This is a genomic window from Bordetella bronchialis (genome assembly GCF_001676705.1).
GTDB lineage: Bacteria > Pseudomonadota > Gammaproteobacteria > Burkholderiales > Burkholderiaceae_B > Bordetella_C > Bordetella_C bronchialis.
Window position 1 is genome coordinate 403,843 of the sequence record NZ_CP016170.1, and the last position, 22,749, is coordinate 426,591.

A 22,749-nucleotide genomic window follows, 5' to 3' on the forward strand; every position below is an offset into this window, starting at 1 on the left:
CGGGCGCCGGCCTGGAATGTGTGTCATGGTGGTGTCCTCCCTTCAAGGCGCGTTGAGTGCCTGCCGGCTTTCCGCATGTTCCGCTGGTGGCGGAACTTGCCCGCTGGAATGGGAACGTGGCGCATCGGGGCGTCGGGCGCCGCCGTCCGCCCCGGGCGTTTTTTCCGTCGCCCGCCGCGTGGCCCCGGGTGGACGCGTAACAGGCCGGCTGGTAAAACAGGGCACATGCGACTGGTGAACTGGAACATCCAATGGGGCCGCGGCGTGGACGGCAGCGTAGACCTGCGCCGCATCGTCGATCATGCCCGGCGTCTGGCCGACTTCGACGTCCTGTGCCTGCAGGAGGTCACGCGCGGCTTCCATGGCGATGCCGATGCGGGCGGACTGCCGGGCGGCCCGGATGCCGATCAGTTCGCCGAGCTGGGCGCGCTGCTGCCCGGCTACACCGTGCTATGCGCGATCGGCGCGGACTTGCCGCCCGCGCGCGCGGGCGCGCCACGCCGCCAGAACGGCAATGCCATCGTGACGCGCTGTCCCGTCGGGCCGGTATTCCGCCACAGCCTTCCGTGGCCCGCCGATCCGGCCGTGATGTCCATGCCCCGCGTCGCGCTGGAGGCCGTGCTGTCCACCGACGTGGGACCGCTGCGCGTGGTCACCACCCACCTGGAGTTCTATTCGGCGGACCAACGCCTGGCTCAGGCGCATGCGCTGCGGGACTTGCACGTGGAAGCGTGCGGACATGCGGGGCGGCCGAGCCCGCACGGCAATCCCAACGGACCCTTCGCGGCGGTCGAGCGTCCCGCCGCGGCGCTGGTCTGCGGCGATTTCAATAGCGCGGTCACCGACGCGGCGTACCGTTGCATGCTGGACCCGATGCCTGCCGGTGTGCCGTCTTTCGTCGATGCATGGCGGGTCGCGCACGGCGAGGGGCCTCGCGCGCCGACGGTGGGCGTGCACGACCATGTCCAGTGGCCGCAGGGCCCGTTCGCCTGCGACTTCGTTTTTGTCACGCCGGAACTCGCCGGCCGGCTGGTCCGCTGCGACGTCGACCTGCAAAGCGCGGCATCCGACCATCAGCCCATCGTCGTGGAATTCCGCTGACATGGCAGCGCGGCCACCAGCCAGCCGCGGGCGGCGTGCCGCGCGCGCCCTGGGCTTCCTTGCCCTGGGCGTGCTGGGCGCGATCGCGGTCATCGGGGTGGGGGCGTGGTGGGCCATGCGCGCCAGCCTGCCCACCCTGGACGGCACCCTTGCCGGCGGCGGACTGTCGGCACCCGCCACCATCGAGCGGGACGCCCAGGGAAATGTGACGGTCAGCGCGGACGATCGCCTGGACCTGGCCTATGCCACGGGCTACGCGCACGGCCAGGACCGCTACTTCCAGATGGACCTGCTGCGGCGCGTCGCCGCGGGCGAGGTCGCTGCGCTGGTGGGCGCGGACGCCATCCCCCTGGACCAGCGCAACCGCATGCATCGTTTCCGCGCCCGCGCGCAAGCCGCATACGCCGCGTTCGCGCCCGCGCAGCGGCAGCTTTTGCAGCGGTATGCCGACGGCGTGAACGCGGCGCAGGCGGCCTTGCCGGTCTGGCCCTTCGAATATGGCGTGCTGGGCGTGCGGCCCCAGCCGTGGCGGCCGGAGGACACCCTGCTGGTGATCGACGCCATGTATCTGGACCTGCAGGCCGGCGAGCTGAACCGGGTGCTGTCGCGCGGCTTCCTGCGTGACGCCGTGTCGGCCGGGATGCTGGCATTCCTGACACCTCGCGCCAGCGCCATGGACGCGCCGCTGGATGGCGTCGATATCGCCGTGCCGCGCTTGCGCGTGCCGCGTGCCCGCCCCGACTGGCTCGACAGCCCCAGCCGCACGCGGTCCGGCGCGATATCCGGCACGCCGCGGGCCGCGGCGCCCCGCGATCCCCTGTTCGCCTCCGTCGAACAACCGGCCATCGCCGCGCTCGACGGGGCGGAGGTGGGCAGCAATGTCTACGCCGTGGCCGGTTCGCACGGCGTGGACGGCACGGCGCGCGTGGCCAACGATATGCACCTGGGCCTGCGGCTGCCCAATATCTGGTATCGCCTGACGCTGGTATTGCGGGGCGACGAACCGCGCCGCATCAGCGGCGTCAGCCTGCCGGGCGCGCCCGTGGTCGTGGCCGGCAGCAATGGCGACGTGGCATGGGGGTTCAGCAACAGCTACGGCCATTTCATCGACCTGGTGCGCCTGCAGCGGGATCCCGGCGATCCGCGCCGCTATCGCGGGCCGTCGGGCGAATGGGAGACCGCCGTCGAGCACGACGAGTGGATACAGGTGAAAGGCGGCGCGCCGGTGCGCCGCCCGGTCCTGGAGACGCGCTGGGGACCGGAGCTGGTCGTGGGTGACGACGCCTACGCGATGGAATGGATCGCCTATCGCCCCGATGCCGCCGACCTGGGCCTGCTGCGCATGGAAGGCGCGCGCGACGTGGGCGAGGCCCTGCGCGTGGCGCAGACGTCCGGCGTGCCGACGCAGAATATCGTGGTGGCGGATCGCGGCGGCCATATCGGCTGGACGCTGGCCGGTCCCCTGCCCCTGTCCGTGCGCGATCCCGACGGTTATCCCGTGGAGGCGGCCCAGGCGCTGGCGCCGGCGGGACGGCTGCCGCCCGGGCAGTATCCCAGTGTCATCGACCCGCCCGGGGGCCGCCTGTGGGCCGCGAACAGTACCCAGCTGGGCGACGCCGCGCGCCAGCGCGCGATAGGCGATGGCGGCGCGGACGTCGGCCTGCGCGGTACGCAGATCCGGGATGCCCTGTCGCCGGGCGGCAAATACGACGAGGCCGCGCTGCTTGCCATCCAGTTGGACGACCGCGGCCTGTGGCTGTCCTTCTGGCGCCAGCTCGCCCTGGAGAACCTGGATGGGGCCGCGCTGGCGCGGCATCCCGACCGTGCCGCCTTCCGGCGCATCCTGCTGCAGTGGAACGGCCGTGCCGGTGTGGACCAGGCCGGCTATACGCTGGTGCGGGATTTTCGCGAAGTCCTCTATGGGGCGTGGTTTTCGGGGCTGGACGAGCGCCTGTCCGCGCGGGCGCCCGAACTGGCGCCCGCGATTTCGGTGGGCCGCGCCTCCAGCCGGCTGGAGCCCGTCATGCGCGCCCTGGTGGCCGAGCGTGCCTGGGTGCCGGCGCGCTATGCCGATTGGCGTGCCTTCATGCTGGATGCCATCGACCAGGCCATCGCGCGCAACCGGCCGCGCGGCGCGCCGCTGGAGCAGGCCACCTGGGGAGAGCGCAATACGCTGCTCATCGGCCATCCGTTCGCCGGCCTGTTGCCGGAACCGATGCGGCCATGGTTTTCGGCGCCCGCGCAACCGGTGCCGGGCGACACCAATATGCCGCGGGTGCAGCGACCGTCCTTCGGTGCGTCGGAACGCTTCGTCGTCGCGCCCGGCAAGGAGGCGCAAGGCATATTGGAAATGCCCGGCGGCGCGTCGGGCCATCCGATGTCGCCCTTCTTCCTGGCCGGGCATCGGGACTGGGTGGAGGGCGCGACGTCGCCCTTCATGCCGGGACCGGCCGTGCACACCCTGACGCTGCGGCCTTGACGCCGTCCGCGGCGCGCCTGGCATCGGCCGCGCCCCGGGCCGCGGGTATGCCGGGCGCCCGGCGCGCTACTGCGCCTTGACCTCGTAGGCCGAGAAACGCGCGAAGGGCATGGGGGTGGTGGCCGTCAGGTCCCAGCTTTGCTTGTCGGGAAGGTTGAAGGTCTGGGCCGATGTCGTGCCGATGACGTTGCCCTGCGCGTCCTGCAGCTGGAACACCACCGTGACATTGTTCAGCGTCCGGCCCGTGTCGTTATGCACGGTACCCCGTATCACGGTGGCGCCGGTGCCTGTGTCCTTGACGGCTTGCAGGCTATCGATCGTGACGCCGTGGGGCAGCGATTGCGCCGCGGCGCTGAAGGCCGCGGCGGCCAGAAGGGCGGTGGCGAGCAGGCGTTTCATGGTTGTTCTCCCGCGAATGGCGTCGCCCGCCGGATATCAGCGAGCGACCGGTAATTCGAATCGTAGCGGAAGTCCGGTAATGCGTTCGAGCTCGCCCGGCCCGGTATCGCCGAAGGCGTCGATGACATAGACGCCGTCCGGGCGGATATCGAACACCGCAAGGTCGGTGTACACGCGGGAAACGCAGCGCACGCCGGTCAGCGGATAGGTGCATTGCGGCACGAGCTTGCTCTGGCCTTCGCGCGTCGTCAGTTCCATCATGACGAAGACCTGCTTGGCGCCGCTGGCCAGGTCCATGGCGCCGCCCACGGCCGGAATGGCGTCCGCGCCCCCGGTGTGCCAGTTGGCCAGGTCCCCCTGGGCCGATACCTGAAAGGCGCCCAGCACGCAGATGTCCAGGTGGCCCCCGCGCATCATCGCGAACGAGTCGGCATGGTGGAAGAACGAGGTGCCCGGCACTTGCGTGACGGGCTGCTTGCCGGCATTGATCAGGTCGTAGTCTTCCCGGCCCTTGGCGGGCGCGGGGCCCATGCCCAGCATGCCGTTTTCGGTGTGCAGGACGATCTCGCGGTCCGCCGGCAGGTGGTTTCCCACCAGCGTGGGCAGGCCGATGCCCAGGTTCACATAGGCGCCCTCCGGGATGTCGCGGGCGACGCGGGCGGCCATCTGGTCGCGGGTCAGTCTGGCGCTCATGCTTGCTCCTTGGGGGCGGCCGGGTCGATGCGCACCACGCGCTTGACGAAGATACCCGGGGTGACGATGGCTTCCGGATCGAGCTCGCCCAGTTCGACGATCTCGCGCACCTGGGCGACCGCCACCTTGGCGGCGCTGGCCATGATGGGCCCGAAGTTGCGCGCCGTCTTGCGGTAGGTCAGGTTGCCCCAGCGGTCGGCGCGCTCGGCCTTGATCAGCGCGTAGTCGGCATGCAGGGGGAGTTCGAACACGTAGTGCTTGCCGTTGAGCTCGCGGGTTTCCTTGCCCTCTGCCAGCGGGGTGCCGTAGGCCGTGGGGGTGTAGAACCCGCCGATGCCGGCGCCGGCGGCGCGGATGCGCTCGGCCAGGGTGCCCTGCGGCACAAGTTCGAGTTCGATCTTGCCGCTGCGGTACAGCCCGTCGAAGATCTGCGAATCCACCTGGCGCGGAAACGAGCAAATGATCTTGCGGACGCGGCCCGCGCCCAGCAGGGCGGCCAGGCCCGTGGTGCCGTTGCCCGCGTTGTTGTTGACGATGACCAGGTCTTTCGCGCCCTGGGCCAGCAGCGCGTCGATCAGTTCGACGGGTTGGCCCGCGGGGCCGAAGCCGCCGATCAGGATGGTGGCGCCATCCGGTACGTCGGCCAGCGCCTGCGCGGCGCTTTCTACGAGTTTTGAAATCATCGGCGGTCCGAGAACAAAGGGGAATCTGTAACCCGGGATGCTTTCACGGCCCGCCGGCCACCGTCAAGGCAAGGTGTCCTCAGAGTGAACACTTTTGTCCTGGCTTGTTGCCGTCCGGTCTTGCCCTGGCAGACCGGGCCCTCGGCGCCATCTTGCCGGGCGTCGCGGGACGCCCGTCTGGGGCCATCCTCGGGCATATCCCCAGGCGCATCCCCGGCCACATCGTCCGCGCCCCTGCCGGGTACCGTCTGGCGTATCGCCGTGCGCCGCCGGTTATCCTAGCGGTCTAGACCTGGAGTTTCCATGCAAAACCACGAGCGCCGTGCCCTGGTGCTGTTTTCGGGCGGGCAGGATTCGACGACCTGCCTGGCCTGGGCCCTGGAGCGCTATGCCCACGTCGAAACGGTGGCCTTCGATTACGGCCAGCGCCATCGCATCGAACTGGATGCCCGCCGCGATGTGCTGCGTGAATTGCGCGCCCGCCGGCCGGACTGGTCGTCGCGCCTGGGAGAGGACCATCTGCTGGACCTGTCCGTGCTGGGACAGGTGGGCGACACCGCCTTGACCAGCGAGCGGCGTATCGAAATGCAGGCCAACGGCCTGCCCAATACCTTCGTGCCGGGCCGCAACCTGCTGTTTCTGACGCTGGCGGCGGCGCTGGGCTACCGGCGCCAATTGGACGTGCTGGTCGGCGGCATGTGCGAAACGGATTTCTCCGGCTACCCGGACTGCCGGGACGACACGATGAAGGCGCAGCAGATCGCGCTGGCGCTGGGCCTGGGCACGCGCGTTACCATCGAGACCCCATTGATGTGGCTGGACAAAGCCCAGACCTGGGCCTTGGCGCATCGGCTGGGCGGCGACGAACTCGTCGGCATCATCGTGGAAGACAGCCATACCTGCTATCTGGGCGAGCGCGGCGCCCGCCATGACTGGGGCTACGGCTGCGGCACCTGTCCCGCTTGCGCGCTGCGCAAGGCGGGGTGGGAACGCTGGGCGGCCGGCCAGGCGGCGCCGCTGCCGCCGGTATAGGGGCGGCGGTCCGGGAGCCTGTCCGCCTGCCCGCGATAGCGCGGTGGCGAGGTCAATATCCGCGGTCCGCAGGGGCCGTCGTGTCCCCTTCGCCCAGCGCGCGCTGCATCAGGACGGTGTCGCGCCATTCCCCGAACTTGTGCCCCACGGAACGCAGCGTGCCCACCGGATGGAAGCCACGGCGCGCATGCAGCGCCAGGGATGCCGCGTTGGCGCTGTCGCCCACCACGGCCAGCATCTGGCGCCATCCCAGCGCCGTGCAGCGCTGGATCAGTTCCGTCAGCAGTCGGCCCCCTATGCCGTGGCCGCCCATGCCGGGTCGGACGTAGACCGAGTCCTCGCAGGTGTAGCGGTACGCGGGCCGCGGCCGGTACAGCGTGGCGTAGGCATAGCCGACGACACGGCCCTCGAGCTCCGCCGCCAGGTAGGGCAGCCGGTTTTGCAGTACGGCGGCACGCCGTTGCAGCATTTCTTCGAGGGTGGGTGGAGTCAGCTCGAACGAAGCCGTGCCATGCAGGACGTGATGGCTGTAGATGGCCTGGATGGCGGCCATATCGTCGGCGGTGGCATCGCGGATCAGGAGCGGAGAGGGCGGCGTGGCGGGCATGGCTTCGGAAGGCGGATGGAAAGGGAAGAGGCGTCCGTGCGGCGGGGCAGGCGTCCGGCAAGCGCTCGAGCCGGCGCCGGAACGCCGTGGGGCGCGGGCCGCGCGGACCGCTCCGGAATTATGCGCCGGCCCCGCCAATTTCGGGGACGATGCGCCCGACGGCAAGGGCGCCGGGCGGAACGTCCGTCGTCCAGGCGTTATGATGAGGACCTTTTGCCCCGGTCCGCGCCGGCACTCGCGCCATGGTTGCGATGCGGGCCGTCCTCATAACATCCCCGCTCTTTCGAGACAAAGCCATGCCGCAATACCGTTCCCGCACATCCACCCACGGCCGCAACATGGCCGGCGCCCGCGCCCTGTGGCGCGCCACCGGCATGAAGGACGGCGACTTCGGCAAGCCCATCGTCGCGGTGGTCAACTCCTTCACCCAGTTCGTGCCCGGCCACGTGCACCTGCGCGACCTGGGCGCGCTGGTGGCCCGCGAAATCGAGGCCGCCGGCGCCATCGCCAAGGAGTTCAACACCATCGCGGTGGACGACGGCATTGCCATGGGACACGATGGCATGCTGTATTCGCTGCCGTCGCGGGAATTGATCGCCGACTCGGTGGAATACATGGTCAACGCGCACTGCGCCGACGCCATGGTCTGCATCTCCAATTGCGACAAGATCACCCCGGGCATGCTGATGGCCGCGATGCGGCTGAACATTCCCGTGGTATTCGTCTCGGGCGGGCCGATGGAAGCGGGCAAGATCAAATCGCCCACCGACGGCAAGGTGCTGGCCAAGATCGACCTGATCGACGCCATGATCAAGGCGGCGGACCCCAAGATGTCGGACGCGGACGTGGCCGAGTATGAACGCAGCGCCTGCCCCACCTGCGGTTCCTGTTCCGGCATGTTCACGGCCAACTCCATGAACTGCCTGACCGAGGCCCTGGGCCTGGCCCTGCCGGGCAACGGCACCATCGTGGCCACCCACGCCTGGCGCAAGGGCCTGTTCGAGGAAGCCGGCCGGCTGGTCGTCGAGCTGTGCCGCCGCTACTACGAGCAGGACGACGCTTCCGTGCTGCCGCGCAATATCGCCACCAAGGCCGCCTTCGAAAACGCCATGACGCTGGACGTCGCCATGGGCGGCTCCACCAATACCGTGCTGCACTTGCTGGCGGCCGTGCAGGAAGCGGGCGTGGATTTCACCATGGCCGACATCGACCGCATCTCGCGCCGCACGCCGTGCCTGTGCAAGGCCGCGCCGGCCACCGACAAATACCACATCGAGGACGTGCATCGCGCCGGCGGCGTGATCGGCATCCTGGGCGAGCTGGCGCGCGGCGGCCTGCTGGACCTGTCCGTGGGCAACGTGCATAGCGGCACCCTGGGCAAGGCGCTGGAAAAATGGGATATCGCCGGTGGCGCCGGCGAACAGGCGCGGAAGTTCTACCGCGCCGCGCCGGGCGGCGTCCCGACGCAGGTGGCCTTCAGCCAGGACGCGACTTACCTGACGCTGGACCTGGACCGCAGCAATGGCGGTATCCGCGACATGGCCCACGCCTATTCCAAGGACGGCGGCCTGGCCGTGCTGTACGGCAACCTGGCCGAGAAGGGCTGCATCGTGAAGACGGCCGGCGTGGACGAAAGCCAGCTCGTCTTCAAGGGCCGTGCCCGGGTCTTCGAAAGCCAGGACGCCGCCGTCGAAGCCATCCTGGGCGACAAGGTCGTGGCGGGTGACGTGGTGGTGATCCGCTACGAAGGGCCGAAGGGCGGCCCCGGCATGCAGGAAATGCTCTATCCCACGTCCTACCTGAAGTCCAAGGGCCTGGGCAAATCCTGCGCCCTGTTCACGGACGGGCGCTTCTCCGGCGGGTCCTCGGGCCTGGTCATCGGCCACGCTTCGCCGGAAGCCGCCGAGCGCGGCGCCATCGGCCTGGTGCGTGACGGCGACGGCATCCACATCGATATCCCGAACCGCCGCATCAACCTGGAAGTGAGCGAGGCCGATCTGGCCGCCCGCCGCCAGGAAATGGAAAGCCGCGGCGACAAGGCGTGGAAGCCGGGCGACCGGCAGCGCGTGGTTTCGCAGGCGCTGCAGGCCTATGCCGCGCTGGCCACCTCGGCCGACCGCGGCGCCGTGCGGGACGTCAGCCAGCTGACGCGCCGCTAGGCTTCACGCGCATTCCGTTGCCGTCCTGGGCGCCATGGCCGGCCGTTCGCGCCGGTCCAGGCGCCAGCTGTACAAGGCCACCAGCAGGCCGGCCGCCGTCATCAGGCTGGCCACCCAGGGCAGGGCCGCCAGGCCGGGGCCATGGTCGATCGTGATGCCGCCCACCCAGGCGCCCGCCGCATTGCCCAGGTTGAACGCGGCGATATTGAAGGCCGAGGCCAGGTTCGGCGCCGCGGACGCCTTTTCCAGGACGCGCATTTGCAAGGGCGGCACGGTGGCGAACCCTGCCGCGCCCAGCAGGCCTACCGTGATGGCGGCGGCGATCTGCGCATGGACGGTAAAGGTGAACACCGCCTGCAGCAGCGCCAGGATCACCAGCGTCGCGACCAGCGTGGGCATGAGCCGGCGGTCGGCGAACTTGCCGCCCAGCGTGTTGCCGATGACCAGGCCGACGCCGAACAACAGCAGGATGGGCGACACGGCCGCATCCGAAAAACCGGCCAGCTGCGTCAGGATGGGCGCGATATACGTAAAGGCCGCGAACACGCCGCCGAAACCCAGCACGGTCATCAGGAAGCCCAGCAGCACTTGCGGCCGCACCAGCGTGCGCAGCTCCTGGCCGAACCGCGCCTGCTGGTCGTCGCGGCTGCGCGGCACCAGCAGCGCGATGGCCGCCATGGCCACGATACCGACAGCGGTCACGGCCCAGAACGTGCTGCGCCAGCCGAAGTGCTGGCCCAGCCAGGTGCCCAGCGGCACGCCCATGACATTGGCCAGCGTCAGGCCCGTGAACATCAGGGCGATGGCCGAGGCCTTCTTGTCCGCGGCCACCAGGCCCGTGGCGACCACGGAGCCGATGCCGAAGAACGCGCCGTGCGCGAAGGACGTCAGCACCCGCGCCGCCATCAGCATGCCGTAGCTGGGAGCCAGCGCGCACGCCAGGTTGCCCACGGTGAAGAGCAGCATCAGCCCGAGCAGCACGGTCTTGCGCTGCAGCCGGGACATCATCGGCGTGACGATGGGCGCGCCGACGAAGACGCCCAGGGCATAGCCGGTGACCAGCAGCCCCGCGGTGGACAGGCCGACACCCAGGTCGGCCGACAACTCGGGCAGCAGGCCCATGATGACGAACTCGGTGGTCCCGATACCGAAGGCGCCCGCGGCGAGCGCCCATAAAGCGATAGGCATTTGTTTACCCGCGATAAAGGTTGGAAGCGCGTATTCTGCGCGCCGCCCTCGCGGGGAAACAGCCCGTCCACGGCAAAGGACTTGTACGCGTGGCGCAAAAATCCGGCGCCGCCGGGATTACAGATAGCCTTGTTCCATTTCGCGGCGGAATTGCAGGGCATCGTTGCCGTCGTCATAGTCGACGTCCGACCACTTCAGGGCCTGGGTGGCGCGTACCGGGTTCTTCAGCTTGACGTCGTGCGCCAGTCCCAGGGGCAGGTAGCCGCCTTCGACGGAATCGCGCGCCGGCATCAGCCGGCCATAGACGGTATAGCCGCCCTCGCCATCCAGCACCTGGCCCGGCTGCATGTCGCGCTTGGCCGTGGCCACTACGTCGCCGTGCCAGCCCGTCGGGGCGCCCGTGGGCTCGCGGCGCAGCGCGACATTCGCCACGCTGATGCCCAGCTCCATGCCCATCAGGTGGTAGGGCTTGTACATGGCGGAATAGTTGCCGGTGGGATCGGTGACCACGCCGTATTCCTTGAAGCAGCGGCGCACATAATCGCTGTCCGCCGCGATGACGACGTACACGCCCCAGCGCAGGTCCCGATACACCGGGCGGCCGTCGCGCTCCAGCGAGGACACGACCTCGACCTGCCCGCGGTGGTGCAGCGTGCCGCCATCGTCGCGCGGCCTTAGCACCCGGGCCAGGTCGTCCACGCCGCATGGCGGAAAGTGCAGCCCGGACGGCGCGGGCAGCAGGCCGGTGGAATTGGACACGGCCGCCATTTCGATGGCGCTTTTGGTGCCGTCCAGGAAGCTGTTGAACATCTGGGCATTGAAGTCGCCGGCCGCCACCATCTCCGGCGTGAAACCGTAGTAGGGCCATACGGTATCCGGCGTGGACGTGTGGAAGGCGGGCAGGTACTTCGTGCCCTTGCCGGCGGCGATGACCTCGAAGCCGCTGGCGCGCGCCCAGTCCACCATTTCGCAGATCAGCGCGGGCTGGTCGCCGTAGGCGAGCGAATACACGATGCCTGCCTCGCGCGCGCGGCGGGCCAGTAGCGGACCGGCCAGCGCATCGGCCTCTACATTGACCATCACGATGTGCTTGCCGTGCTCGCAGCAGGCCAGTGCGTGGCGGATGCCGGCGGCGGCGTTGCCGCAGGCGTCGATGACCACGTCGATTTCCGGGTGGGCGATGATGGCCTTGGCGTCTTCCGCGCAATACACGCCGCCGCTGCGGCAGGCATCGCCGATGGAAGCCGCCTGCAGGGCCGCCGCGGGCCAGCCGACCTTGGTCAGCGCGGCCCGGGCCGACGCGGGCTTCAGGTCCGCCACCGCCACCAGCCGCATGCCGGGGGTGCGGTGTACCTGGCTGAGAAACATGGAGCCGAACTTGCCCGCGCCGATCAGCGCGATGCGTATGGGCTTGCCGTCGGCATCCCGTTGCTTGAGCATGCGGTAGAGATTCATCCCTGTCTCCTGGCGCCCCCGTCGGCGCTGGGGCCAGCTTACCGCAGGCTGGCGCGGTGACGGCATGTCCGTGCCACGCATGTACCGGGGTTACGGCGTTTGGCCGATTTGTTACGCCGTTAGCCGTCCGCGCGATAAAGCTCGCCGCCCAGCACGTTGCGCCAGTTGGACCATGACAGGCGCGGCTTGTCGGCCACATGCCGGTTATAGGGGGCGTCGTACACGATATGCCGCCAGCGCGGGCGGGCCGCGCCGTCGATGGCGGGCCGGTCGTCGATCAGGATGTCCCCCTGCACCAGCGTCTTGTCGCGTGTCAGGATCAGGCGCTCGGTCCAGGCCCGGCCCAGGTGCTTTTCCACCCACCGGTATTTCTCGGCGACGCAGTTCTCGTACTGGCGCAAGGGCGAGCTGCAGATGCGCACGTCCATGCCCAGTTCCACCAGCTCGCGCACGGCATCCAGCGCGCCGGGCACCGGCGGCAGGTCCCGGATGAAGCCCGGGGCGGTGTACAGCGCTTCCGCCCGCCCGCGCAGATCGGCGGGATAGTCCTCCAGGATGTGGAAGGATTTTCGGTCCGCGAATTCCACCGGCGGGATGCCGGGATGGGCGGTGCGCCAGGCCTCGATGAAGGCATTTTCGAAGTCGGCGAGCACGCCGTCTTGGTCTATCAGGATGAGCATGTCGGAAGCGGAGCGAAGGATGGGATGGCCGCGGCCAGGCGGCATCTACGCCTGGGTGGAAGCGACGATACGATAGCGCGCCGATCCGTCCTGCATGGACGCCACCAGCACGTAGCGGTCGTACCGCCATGCGATAGCGGGCGGGACCTGCTCCGGCAACACCCGCGTGTCCGCGTTGCGCAATAGCGTGACGTGCGGGCGGAAGCGCGCTTCCGGGCGGGCCGGGTGCAAGCCGCGCACCCAATCCCACAGCCCGCGGTGTTCCGCGGCCAGGCGCGCGGTGCCTTCGTCGGGCTGGCCCTCGCCATCGTCGGCGGGACCCGCCCATACGATGCGCGGCCGCGGGAACGCGCCATAGCGGCTCAAGATGACTGTGCCCGGTTCGATGCGCCGGGCCGCGGTCTCTTTCGCCAGCGCGGGCAGCAGATGGGGCGCCGTATCGCCCAGGAAACCCAGCGTCAGATGCAGCGTATCGGGCCGCATGATGCGCCCGCCGCATACGGCGCGGGCGCGTTCGGCCCAGTCTCCCAGGGCCCGTACTGTCGCGGCGTCGGGCCACAGCGCGAAGAAGAGCCGTATCGGCCCTTCGGCGGGAACAGGCTGGGATGCGGGTGGGGTGTCTGGCATGGGGCGGCGTAAGGAATGGCGTCAGGTGGCATGAGCGTACACCGGACGCCGGGAGGCCAGGCGGCCCCCCAGCCCCGGGCGGTTCAGCGCTGCGCCACGGGCTGGGCGGCCGGGGCGGCGGCGGCCTGCTGCCCTTGCGGCGTCTGCTGCGCCGCCACCTGTTGCGCCTGCTGGCTGTCGGGCCCCCAGCCGCCACCCAGCGCGCGGATCAGGTTGACGGTGGAGCGCGCGCGCTCGCCGTCCAGCTGCACCGACACCCGCTGCTGCGTCAGCACGGTGCGATCCGAGTCGATCACGTCCAGGTAGCTGATCGAACCTTCCTTGTACTGGGTATGCGACAGCTGCGCGGCGCGGGCGGAAGACTGCACGGCCCGGTCCTGGGCCTGCGTCTGTTCGTCCAGGATGCGCAGGTTGGCCAGGTTGTCCTCGACCTCGCGGAAGGCGCCCAGCACCGTCTGCCGGTAATTGGCCACGTCTTCCTCGTAGACCGCGCGGGCCCGGTCCAGCCCGGCCTGCCGGCGTCCCGCATCGAAGATCGGCAGGCTCAGCATGGCGCCGGTCAGGGGCCCCAGCAGGAAGGTACGGCTGGACCACTCGAACAGGTTGCCCAGTTCCGAGGACTCGTAGCCCGCATAGCCGGTGATGTTCAGCTGCGGGAAGAAGGCCGCGCGCGCCGCGCCGATGCGGTCGTTGGCCGCCGCCATGGCGCGCTCGGCCGCGGCGATGTCGGGCCGGCGCTCCAGCAGCGAAGACGGCAGCCCGGCCGGCACGTTGATGGCGATGCGGGCCAGCGGGTTGGGCGGCAGCGAGAATTCCGCCGGCGCCTTGCCCAGCAGCACGGCCAGCGCGTGTTCCGACTGCGCGCGGCGGCGATCGATGCCCAGGGCCTCGGACTGGGCGGACGCCAGTTCGGACCGGGCACGGGCGACGTCCAGTTCGCTGATGTCGCCCGCGTTGTAGCGGCGTTCCACCAGGTCCAGGGTCTGCTTGCGCAGTTCCAGCGTACGGTCGTAGATGCGCCGTTCGGCGTCCAGTTCGCGGACGATGAAATAGTTTTCCGCCACGTCGGCCTGCAGGGCCAGCTGCACGGAGCGCAGCAGCGCCTCGCTTTGCTGGGCGTCGGCGGTGGCCGCGTCGACAGTGGCCGACACGCGGCCGAACAGGTCCGCCTCGTACGACACGCCCAGCTGGGCGCGCCACAGCGTGCCGGTGGTGGCGGGGCCGTCGTCGGCAAAGCCTTGCGAGGCCGGCGACGCGCGCTGGCGGGTGGGGCCGAAGCTGCCCGTGACTTCCGGGAACAGGCCGGAGCGGGTCTGGCGTTGCAGCGCGCGGGCCTGGGCCAGCCGCGCGGCGGCGGCCTTCAGGTTCTGGTTGGCGTCGGCGGCCTGGCTTTCCAGGGCGTTCAGCGTGTCATCGCCGAACACCTTCCACCATTCGCCGCGCAGCACGGCCTCGGACGGCTGGGCGGCCTTCCATTGGCCGGCCTGCTCCGGCGGCAGCGCTTCCTTGAAGGCCGCCGTCATCGGCGTGGCCGGCCGCTGATAGTCCGGTGTCAGCGAGCAGCCCGCCAGGATCGTGGCCAGCAGTGCCGACAGCGCGAAGCGATTCAGGGTTTTCATGCGGGACTTCATGTCTGTTATCCAGTTCGAATTATTCGGCGCCGTGCGCGGGCTGGCCATGGGACGCGACCGGGGCATGCGGCGCGGGGGTCGGCGCTTCATGCTTGCCCGCGGAGTGCAGCTTGCCCGGGAAGAGCGTGCGCAGCGTCACGTAGAACACCGGCGTCAGGAACAGGCCGAACAGCGTCACGCCCAGCATGCCGAAGAACACCGCGATGCCCATGGCGTGGCGCATTTCGGAGCCGGCGCCCGTGGAGTACACCAGCGGCACCACGCCCATGATGAAGGCGATGGACGTCATCAGGATGGGACGCAGGCGCAGGCGGCAGGCCTCCACCGCGGCATCGAAGGCGCTGCGGCCTTGCATTTCCAGCTCGCGGGCGAACTCGACGATCAGGATGGCGTTCTTGCACGCCAGCCCCACCAGCACCATCAAGCCGATCTGCGTGAAGATGTTGTTATCGCCGCGTGTCAGCCACACCCCGGCCAACGCCGCCAGGATGCTCATGGGTACGATCAGAATGACCGCCAGCGGCAGGGTCAGGCTTTCGTACATGGCGGCCAGCACCAGGAACACCAGCAGCACGCTGATGGGGAACACCCAGATGCCCGCGTTGCCCGCCAGGATCTGCTGGTAGGTCAGGTCCGTCCATTCGAACTTGATGCCGCGCGGCAGGGTTTCCGCCGCGATGCGTTCCGCGGCTTCCTTGGCCTGGTCGGACGAATAGCCCGGCGCCGGTCCGCCATTGATGTCGGCGGCCGTATAGCCGTTATAGCGGACGACCATCTCGGGGCCGTAGGTCTGCGACACCCGCACCAGCGAGGACAGCGGCACCATCTCGCCCGCGGCGTTGCGCGTCTTCAGCAGGCCGATGTCCTCGGCCCGGGCGCGGAAGGGCGCATCCGCCTGCGCGCGCACCTGGAACACGCGGCCGAAGCGGTTGAAGTCGTTCACGTACAGCGACCCCAGGTAGATCTGCATGGTGTCGAAGACGTCGGTGACCTTCACGCCCAGCTGCTTGGCCTTGACGCGATCCAGGTCCACGTCCAGCTGCGGTACGTTGATCTGGTAGTTGGAGAACGACGGACCCAGTTCGGGCGCCTTGGCGGCCGCCGTGACGAAGGCCTTGGTGGCGCGGTCCAGGGCCTCGTAGCCCAGCGCCGCGCGGTCCTCGATCTGCAGCTTGAAGCCGCCCAGCGTGCCCAGGCCCATCACCGGCGGCGGCGGGAACACCGCGATGAAGGCGTCCTTGACGGCGCCGAACTTCTGGTTCAGCGACGCGGCGATCTTGTCGGCCGGCAGGCCGTCGCGGACGCGTTCGTCGAAGGGCTTGAGGGTCACGAACACGATGCCCGCGCTGGAGCTATTGGTGAAGCCGTTGATGGACAGTCCGGGAAAGGACACCGCATGGTCCACGCCGGGTTCCTTCATGGCGATGTCGCCCATGCGGCGGATCACGTCCTCCGTGCGGTCCAGCGAGGCGCCATTGGGCAGCTGCGCGAAGCCCACCAGGTACTGCTTGTCCTGCGCCGGCACGAAGCCGCCGGGCACGATGTAGGAAATGCCCACGGTGGCCGCCAGCAGCAGCGCGTACACCAGCAGGCTGGCGGACTTGCGCCTGATCACGCCGCCGACGTTGGTCGAATAGCTTTCCGACGCGCGGTTGAAGACGCGGTTGAACCAGGCGAAGAACCGGCCCAGCACGCGGTTCATGATGCGCGTCAGGCGGTCGGGCTCGGCGTCATGGCTCTTCAGCAGCAAGGCGGCGAGCGCGGGCGACAGCGTCAGCGAGTTGAAGGCCGAGATCACGGTGGAGATCGTGATCGTCATGGCGAACTGCTTGTAGAACTGGCCCGTCAGGCCCGTCATGAAGGCCAGGGGAACGAACACCGCCGCCAGCGTCGCCGCGATGGCGATGATGGGGCCGCTGACTTCGCGCATGGCGCGATAGGTCGCTTCCCGCGGCGTCAGGCCGGCGGAGATATTCCGCTCGACGTTTTCCACCACCACGATGGCGTCGTCCACCACGATACCGATGGCCAGCACCATGCCGAACAGCGACAAGGCATTGATGGAGTAGCCGAACGCCAGCAGCAGGGAAAACGTACCGATGATGGACACCGGCACCGCCAGCAGCGGGATCAGCGAGGCGCGCCAGGTCTGCAGGAAGACGATCACCACGATCACGACCAGCGCGATGGCTTCCAGCAGGGTGTGCACGACCGCCTCGATACTGGCGCGGACGAATTGCGTGGGGTCGTACACCACGTCGTACTTGACCGACGGCGGGAAATCCGCCGACAGCTCCTTCATCGCCTCGCGCACCTGCTTGGAGACGTCCAGGGCATTGGCGCCCGGGGCCTGCATGATGCCCAGCGCGACGGCGGGCTTGTTGTCCAGCAGCGAGCGCAGGCCGTATTCGGCCGCGTCCAGTTCCACGCGGGCCACGTCCGCCAGGCGCACCACGCCGCCGTCCGGCGAAGTCTTCAGGATGATGTTGCGGAATTCGTCTTCGCTGGCCAGGCGGCCTTGCGTGTTGACGTTCAGTTGCAGCGGCACGTTGGACAGCGTCGGCGACTGGCCGATCACGCCGGCCGCCACCTGTACGTTCTGCTCGCGGATCGCCGTGACGACATCGGTGGCCGTCATGCCCAGCTGCGAGACCTTCTGCGGGTCCAGCCAGATGCGCATGGAATAGTCGCCGGAGCCCCACAGCTGCACGTCGCCCACGCCGTTGATACGGGCCAGCCGGTCCTTGACGTTGAGCACCGCGTAGTTGCGCAGGTACGTCATGTCGTACCGGTTGTCGGGCGAGATCAGGTGCACCACCAGCGTCAGCGTGGGAGAGCTCTTGGCGGTGGTCACGCCCAGGCGCTGCACGTCATCGGGCAGGCGGGGCAGGGCCTGCGAGACGCGGTTCTGCACCAGCTGCTGCGCCTTGTCCGGATCCACGCCCAGCTTGAAGTAGACCGTCAGCGTCATGTTGCCGTCGCTGTTGGCCTGCGCCTGCATGTACAGCATGTTCTCGACGCCGTTGATCTGTTCTTCCAGCGGCGCGGCGACGGTCTCGGCGATCACCTTCGGGTTCGCGCCCGGATATTGGGCGTGCACCACGACGGAGGGCGGCACGACTTCGGGATACTCCGAAATCGGCAGCTGGAACATGGCCAGTATCCCGGCCAGCAGTATTAGCACCGACAATACGCCCGCGAAAATCGGGCGGTCGATGAAGAATTTGGATATGTTCATGACGCTCTCGAAGGCGAATCAGGTCAGGCGGGGTCGGCGGGCGTCTTTGCCTGGCCGGTGCGTATCGGCGATTGCAGCTCGGCCATCGGCACCACGGTCGGCGCCACCGCGTCGCCCGGACGCACGCGCTGCAAACCGTTGACGACGATGCGTTCGCCCGGTTTCAGGCCGGCCGTGATGACGCGCAGGCCGTCCTGGGCCGAGCCCAGCTGCACTTCGCGGTACTGGGCGTGGTTCTGGCTGTCCACCACCATCACGAAGCGCTTGTTCTGGTCGGTGCCCAGGGCGCGTTCATCGATCAGGATGGCGTTGTGCGGGTTGCCGCCGCCCAGCCGGATGCGGGCGTACAGGCCCGGCACCAGCGTGCCGTCGGGGTTGTCGAACGTGGCCCGCACGCGGATCGTGCCCGAGCTGGTATCCAGCCGGTTGTCCACGTACTGCACCTTGCCTTCGCGTGAATAGCCGTCCTCGTTGGCCAGGCCCATGTAGACGGGCACCTGGGCGCCCTTGCCGGTGCGCGCGGGATTGACGTATTTCAGGAAGCTCTGTTCGTCGACGTCGAAGGACGCGTACATCGGATCCACGGAAACCAGGGTGGTCAGCGGCGTGGAGGCCGCGCCGGCGGCAACCAGGTTGCCCACGGTCACTTCGGCGCGCGACACGCGGCCCGACACGGGCGCGACGATATGCGTGTAGCCCAGGTTCAGCCGGGCGATTTCCAGTGCGGCCTGGGCCGCCTTCAGGCTGGCGGCGGCTTCCCGCGCATCGTTCTGCTTTTGCTCGAAATCGCGCCGGGCGATGGCGTTGTCGGTGATCAGCCGCTGCGCCCGGGCCAGTTCGGACGCCGTGTAGGCCACGCGGGCCTTGGCGCCGGCCAGGTTGGCTTCGGCCCGGTCGACTTCGGCCTGGTAGGGCAGGGGGTCGATGGTGAACAGCTCGTCGCCCTTGCGGACCAGGCTGCCGTCCTTGAAATGGACCGCCACCAGGGTGCCGGACACGCGCGGACGGATTTCCACGCGATCCACGGCTTCCAGGCGGCCGGAATAGCTTTGCCAATCCGTGATGGAGCGTTCCACGACTTCAGCGACGTCGACCGGGGCGGCGGGGGGCGCCCCGGCCGCCGTGGCGGTGCTGGGGCCTTGGCCGCGGACCAGGATGATGCCGCCGGCGACGGCGAGGGCGACGGCAAACGTGGCCGCCAATGCGTAGCGACTGCGCAACACAGACATGTGGATCCTCTTTCTTAGGGATAACGGCGGTCGTGGCGAACAATCCCCCGGCGCGCAACGGCGGCGCGGGTCACGGATACCGGACGGGGACGCCCGGTGGCGGCTGGGCCGCCTTGGCGCTGGGTCTTATGGTTATCCACGCCTGGCGTGGGTTGCCGGCCGGCCGGTCCTTGGCGAAAACCGGCGTGGCGCGGCGCGCGTCCGTGACGGAGGGCTGAGGGGAGCAGGCATCCCGCGTACGGGCGGCCGGCCAGTCCATTTCCACCGAATTAATCGGAATGGCGGCATTCTGGCTGTTTTGCCTGACCGAATAAATATCTATACTCGAACAACTCTATTCGGCGAGCTCGAACAATTATTTGTTCATAATGCCGTCACACAAAATCCCCGCGAGGTCCCCATGGATCGTTTTCAAGCCATGCAGGTATTCGTCAGGGTCGTCGACGCGAACAGCTTCACCCGCGCCGCGGATCACCTGGCGCTGCCCCGTACCACCGTCACCACCATCATCCAGAACCTGGAAAAGCTGCTCAATGTGCGCCTGTTGAACCGCACCACGCGGCGGCTCAGCCTGACGCCGGACGGCGCCGCCTACTACGAGCGCTGCGTACGGATCCTGGCCGACGTGGAGGAAGCCGAGGCCGCGTTCATGGACGCCTCGCGGCGCCCCCGCGGCAAGCTGCGCATCGACACGCCCGCGGCCATCGGCCGGCTGATCCTGATTCCATCGCTCTGCGAATTCCACCAGCGCTACCCCGACATCGAGCTGGTCATCGGCATGGGCGACCGTCCGGTGGACCTGGTGCAGGAAGCGGTCGACTGCGTGATCCGGGTGGGCGAACTCAAGGATTCCAGCATGGTGGCCCGCCGTATCGGCATGTTCGAAGGCATTACCTGCGGGGCGCCGGACTATATCGAATCCCACGGCGAACCGCAAACGCTGGAAGACCTGGCCGACCATGTCGCCGTGCATTATTTCTCCAGCCGTACCGGCCGCGTCATCGACTGGGACTTCATGGTGGACGGCGAGGCCGTGGAGGTCAAAATGCGCGGCGTTGTTTCCGTCAACGACGCGGATGCCTATATGGCCTGCGGCCTGCAGGGTTTCGGGCTGATCCAGCCGCCCCGCTACATGGCCTTGCCTTATCTGCAAAGCGGCGCCCTGAAGGAAGTCCTGCCGGCCTGGAAGCCCAAGCCCATGCCGATTTCGGTCGTGTATCCGCACAATAGGCACTTGTCGCCCAAGGTCCGCGCCTTCACCGACTGGGCTGCCGAAATATTCAGCCGCTGCCCGCTGCTCAGCGGCCGGGCCGACGCCGTGGACAGCGAGTGCACCTGGGCAGGGCAGAATCCCGCGGGCGGGCATGCCGCCGCGAGCCCGGCCGAGCGCGCCGCCCCGGCACGCGGCCTGTCGGTTCCCGCGCCCCTGCCGGCGCCGGTGGCGTCGTGACCGCGGCCCACCGGCACGCCGCCGCCCGCAGCCCCGGGGCCGCCGCGATGCACCGGTCGCCGTTCAAGAAGTGAAAGGCTCGCGTCTTTCCCTGACCTCGCTGCGGATCTTCCTGGCCGCCGCGCGCCATCTCAACTTCAGCCGCGCGGCCGAACAGCTGCACCTGACGCAAAGCGCCGTCAGCAAGCATATCCAGGCGCTGGAAACCCGCCTGGGCGCCAGCCTCTTCAAGCGTACCGCCACCGGCCTGCGGCTGACGCATGCCGGGGCGCTGTACCTGGAACGGGTCAGCGCCGCCATGCGCCTGCTGGACGAGGCCGATGCGGTCGTCGCGCGACCCGACGCGCGCGTCGCCCTGAACATCGCCGTATCGCCTTCCTTCGCGCAGTTCTGCCTGATTCCCGGCCTGCGCGAGTTCTTCGACGCCCACCCCGAAATCCGTATCAATCTGCGGCCGCGCCTGCTTTACGGGCGCGACAAGGCCGAACGCTTCGACGCCGAAATCCAGCTGCACACGGGCCACATGACCGGCATGACCACGCAGTACCTGTGCGGCCGCGAAATGGCCCTGGTCGGCGCGCCCTCGCTGTTCGCGCGCAGCCCCGTGCGCAGCCTGGAAGACCTGGCCCAGGTTCCCCTGCTGAAACGCGCCCAGCGCGGCTATGGCTGGGACGAATGGAAGGCCGATATGGCGCCCTCCTGGCCGGGCCCGGCCGCCACGGCCCCGGAATACGAGGGCTTTTCCGTCCTGATGCCGGCGGTGCTGAACGGCTTGGGCGTGGCGATCGTGCCGCTGTGCATGGTGGCCGATGCGCTGCGGTCCGGCCAGCTGCAGCGGCCCTTCGGCGAGTCCGTCGAGGGTCGCTATGCCTATTACCTCATGCGCCCGCGCCCCGATGTGGGCGGGCCGTACCTGGATGCCTGGTGCGAATGGATCGCCGGCCGGGCGGCCGCCCTGAACGAGACCGTCGGCAAGCTGGACTGACGCCCTTCGCACCGCTCCGGCGCAGTCGAGAGATATTCCAATATGGAATACCGCATGCCCATACTTCCTTTGCCGTCCCGGCCGGCCGACGCCAAAATCGGCAAGTAACTTTTCTTTGCCGCGGGGCATCAAAATGAAATATTGGAACGCATTCCTGGCGGCCGCCGCGCTGGCCGCCGCCACGTCGCCGGCCCATGCCGCCTATCCCGAGCAGCCGATCAAGGTCGTCGTGCCCTATACGGCCGGCGGCAGCTCCGACGTCATCGCGCGCGCCATCAGTGACGAACTCAGCGCCGAGCTGGGCCAATCCGTGATCGTCGAGAATAGGGCCGGGGCCGGCTCGATGATAGGAACCGCCTACGTCGCCAACGAGAAACCCGACGGCTACACCCTGCTGCTGGCCGACGTGCCCTTCACCATTGTCCCGGCCCTGTACGGGGATCGCATCAAGTACGACGCCAAGACCGACTTCGCACCGGTGTCGCTGCTGGGGCTGTCGCCCATGTACCTGTTCGTCAATCCTTCCTTCCCGGCCAAGACGGTGAAGGAACTGGTGGAAGCCGCGCGCGCCAAGCCGGGCACGATATCCATCGGTTCCGGCGGCAACGGCTCGCTGACCCATCTGATGGCCGCGCTCCTGATGCTGAACACCGATACCAAGCTGGTGCACATTCCCTACAAGGGCGCATCGGCGTCGGTGAACGACCTGGCCGGCGGCCAGATCGATGCCAGCTTCACGACCATGCCCACGGCGACCGCGCTGTTCCAGGCCGGCAAGATCCGCCCCATCGCGGTCTCCGCCCCGCAGCGGCAAAAAGAGACGCCCGACGTTCCGACCTTCGACGAAGCGGGCGTGCCCAATATGGGCGTGCAAAGCTGGTGGGGCCTAGTAGCGCCGGCCCGCACGCCGGCGCCCGTACTGGAAAAGCTGGGCGCCGCCATGACCAAGGTAATGCAGTCGTCCAAGGTGCAGCAGCGCCTGAACAGCGTGGGGGTGAACCTGCCGCCGGACACCAGCGCCGCTGCCTTGCAAACCCTGCTGAACGCGGACTTCGCGCGTTGGCAGGACGTCATCAAGCGCGCGAACATCACGTTCGAATAAGGACGCGCTGC

The 22,749-nt window shown here is 68.7% G+C and carries 18 protein-coding genes; 7 read left to right on the top strand and 11 right to left on the bottom strand.

The features are described from left to right. Nucleotides 1-225: 225 nt before the first annotated feature. Nucleotides 226-1,101: an endonuclease/exonuclease/phosphatase family protein gene (locus BAU06_RS01805; RefSeq protein ID WP_066343668.1), complete on the top strand. Its 876-nt coding sequence runs from the start codon at nucleotides 226-228 to the stop codon at nucleotides 1,099-1,101. A 1-nt stretch (nucleotide 1,102) separates the two neighbouring features. Beyond that, nucleotides 1,103-3,580 carry a penicillin acylase family protein gene (locus tag BAU06_RS01810; protein WP_066343671.1) on the top strand — a complete coding sequence of 826 codons (2,478 nt, stop codon included), beginning with the start codon at nucleotides 1,103-1,105 and terminating at the stop codon, nucleotides 3,578-3,580. Nucleotides 3,581-3,646: 66 nt separating this feature from the next. Here BAU06_RS01810 and BAU06_RS01815 read toward each other — a convergent pair whose 3' ends face one another. From BAU06_RS01815 to BAU06_RS01825, 3 genes are read right to left on the bottom strand one after another with little or no spacing between them, the layout of a single operon-like run. Next, nucleotides 3,647-3,979, bottom strand: a complete 333-nt coding sequence (locus BAU06_RS01815; protein ID WP_066343673.1) for an FxLYD domain-containing protein — start codon at nucleotides 3,977-3,979, stop codon at nucleotides 3,647-3,649. Nucleotides 3,980-4,015: 36 nt separating this feature from the next. Further along, on the bottom strand, nucleotides 4,016-4,672 hold the full coding sequence (locus BAU06_RS01820) for a 3-oxoacid CoA-transferase subunit B (protein ID WP_066343676.1): 657 nt from the start codon (nucleotides 4,670-4,672) through the stop codon (nucleotides 4,016-4,018). Next, nucleotides 4,669-5,355, bottom strand: coding sequence for a 3-oxoacid CoA-transferase subunit A (locus BAU06_RS01825; RefSeq protein ID WP_066343679.1), 687 nt, complete (start codon nucleotides 5,353-5,355; stop codon nucleotides 4,669-4,671). The genes BAU06_RS01820 and BAU06_RS01825 overlap by 4 nt, the downstream gene beginning before the upstream one ends. A 303-nt stretch (nucleotides 5,356-5,658) precedes the next feature. Here BAU06_RS01825 and queC point away from each other — a divergent pair, with 303 nt between their 5' ends. Then, nucleotides 5,659-6,387 (top strand): 7-cyano-7-deazaguanine synthase QueC, encoded by a 729-nt coding sequence (gene queC, locus BAU06_RS01830; protein ID WP_066343682.1) that lies wholly within the window; start codon nucleotides 5,659-5,661, stop codon nucleotides 6,385-6,387. 52 nt (nucleotides 6,388-6,439) lie between these two features. Here the strand turns inward: queC and BAU06_RS01835 are convergent, their stop codons facing one another. Further along, complete coding sequence (locus BAU06_RS01835) at nucleotides 6,440-6,994, bottom strand: GNAT family N-acetyltransferase (protein WP_066343685.1); 555 nt, start codon at nucleotides 6,992-6,994, stop codon at nucleotides 6,440-6,442. Nucleotides 6,995-7,290: 296 nt separating this feature from the next. Here BAU06_RS01835 and ilvD point away from each other — a divergent pair, with 296 nt between their 5' ends. Further along, entirely contained in the window at nucleotides 7,291-9,153 is a 1,863-nt protein-coding gene (gene ilvD, locus BAU06_RS01840; RefSeq protein ID WP_066343688.1) for a dihydroxy-acid dehydratase, read from the top strand. A 3-nt stretch (nucleotides 9,154-9,156) separates the two neighbouring features. On the opposite strand, the gene BAU06_RS01845 is transcribed toward ilvD, so the two are convergent. The 7 genes from BAU06_RS01845 to BAU06_RS01875 all read right to left on the bottom strand — a co-directional run bounded on the left by BAU06_RS01845 (nucleotide 9,157) and on the right by BAU06_RS01875 (nucleotide 19,201). Continuing rightward, nucleotides 9,157-10,341, bottom strand: a complete 1,185-nt coding sequence (locus tag BAU06_RS01845) for an MFS transporter (protein WP_066343691.1) — start codon at nucleotides 10,339-10,341, stop codon at nucleotides 9,157-9,159. Nucleotides 10,342-10,458: 117 nt separating this feature from the next. After that, on the bottom strand, nucleotides 10,459-11,796 hold the full coding sequence (locus BAU06_RS01850) for an NAD(P)H-dependent oxidoreductase (protein WP_066343693.1): 1,338 nt from the start codon (nucleotides 11,794-11,796) through the stop codon (nucleotides 10,459-10,461). A gap of 119 nt (nucleotides 11,797-11,915) precedes the next feature. Further along, nucleotides 11,916-12,476 carry a 5'-3'-deoxyribonucleotidase gene (locus BAU06_RS01855; protein WP_066357678.1) on the bottom strand — a complete coding sequence of 187 codons (561 nt, stop codon included), beginning with the start codon at nucleotides 12,474-12,476 and terminating at the stop codon, nucleotides 11,916-11,918. A 45-nt stretch (nucleotides 12,477-12,521) separates the two neighbouring features. After that, complete coding sequence (gene thpR / locus BAU06_RS01860) at nucleotides 12,522-13,103, bottom strand: RNA 2',3'-cyclic phosphodiesterase (RefSeq protein WP_066343695.1); 582 nt, start codon at nucleotides 13,101-13,103, stop codon at nucleotides 12,522-12,524. Nucleotides 13,104-13,186: 83 nt separating this feature from the next. Beyond that, nucleotides 13,187-14,734 carry an efflux transporter outer membrane subunit gene (locus BAU06_RS01865; protein ID WP_156770124.1) on the bottom strand — a complete coding sequence of 516 codons (1,548 nt, stop codon included), beginning with the start codon at nucleotides 14,732-14,734 and terminating at the stop codon, nucleotides 13,187-13,189. Nucleotides 14,735-14,753: 19 nt separating this feature from the next. Continuing rightward, a complete protein-coding gene (locus BAU06_RS01870; RefSeq protein WP_066343697.1) occupies nucleotides 14,754-17,972 on the bottom strand; it encodes an efflux RND transporter permease subunit in 3,219 nt (1,072 codons plus the stop codon). 23 nt (nucleotides 17,973-17,995) lie between these two features. Beyond that, nucleotides 17,996-19,201, bottom strand: a complete 1,206-nt coding sequence (locus BAU06_RS01875; RefSeq protein WP_066343706.1) for an efflux RND transporter periplasmic adaptor subunit — start codon at nucleotides 19,199-19,201, stop codon at nucleotides 17,996-17,998. A 400-nt stretch (nucleotides 19,202-19,601) separates the two neighbouring features. On the opposite strand from BAU06_RS01875, the gene BAU06_RS01880 reads away from it, so the two are divergent. The 3 genes from BAU06_RS01880 to BAU06_RS01890 all read left to right on the top strand — a co-directional run bounded on the left by BAU06_RS01880 (nucleotide 19,602) and on the right by BAU06_RS01890 (nucleotide 22,738). Continuing rightward, the gene (locus BAU06_RS01880) at nucleotides 19,602-20,651 is read left to right on the top strand and encodes a LysR family transcriptional regulator (RefSeq protein ID WP_066343708.1); all 1,050 of its coding nucleotides are present in this window, start codon (nucleotides 19,602-19,604) and stop codon (nucleotides 20,649-20,651) included. Nucleotides 20,652-20,721: 70 nt separating this feature from the next. Then, nucleotides 20,722-21,636: a LysR substrate-binding domain-containing protein gene (locus tag BAU06_RS01885; protein WP_066343709.1), complete on the top strand. Its 915-nt coding sequence runs from the start codon at nucleotides 20,722-20,724 to the stop codon at nucleotides 21,634-21,636. A 133-nt stretch (nucleotides 21,637-21,769) separates the two neighbouring features. After that, nucleotides 21,770-22,738: a Bug family tripartite tricarboxylate transporter substrate binding protein gene (locus BAU06_RS01890; protein ID WP_066343711.1), complete on the top strand. Its 969-nt coding sequence runs from the start codon at nucleotides 21,770-21,772 to the stop codon at nucleotides 22,736-22,738. Nucleotides 22,739-22,749: the final 11 nt, after the last annotated feature.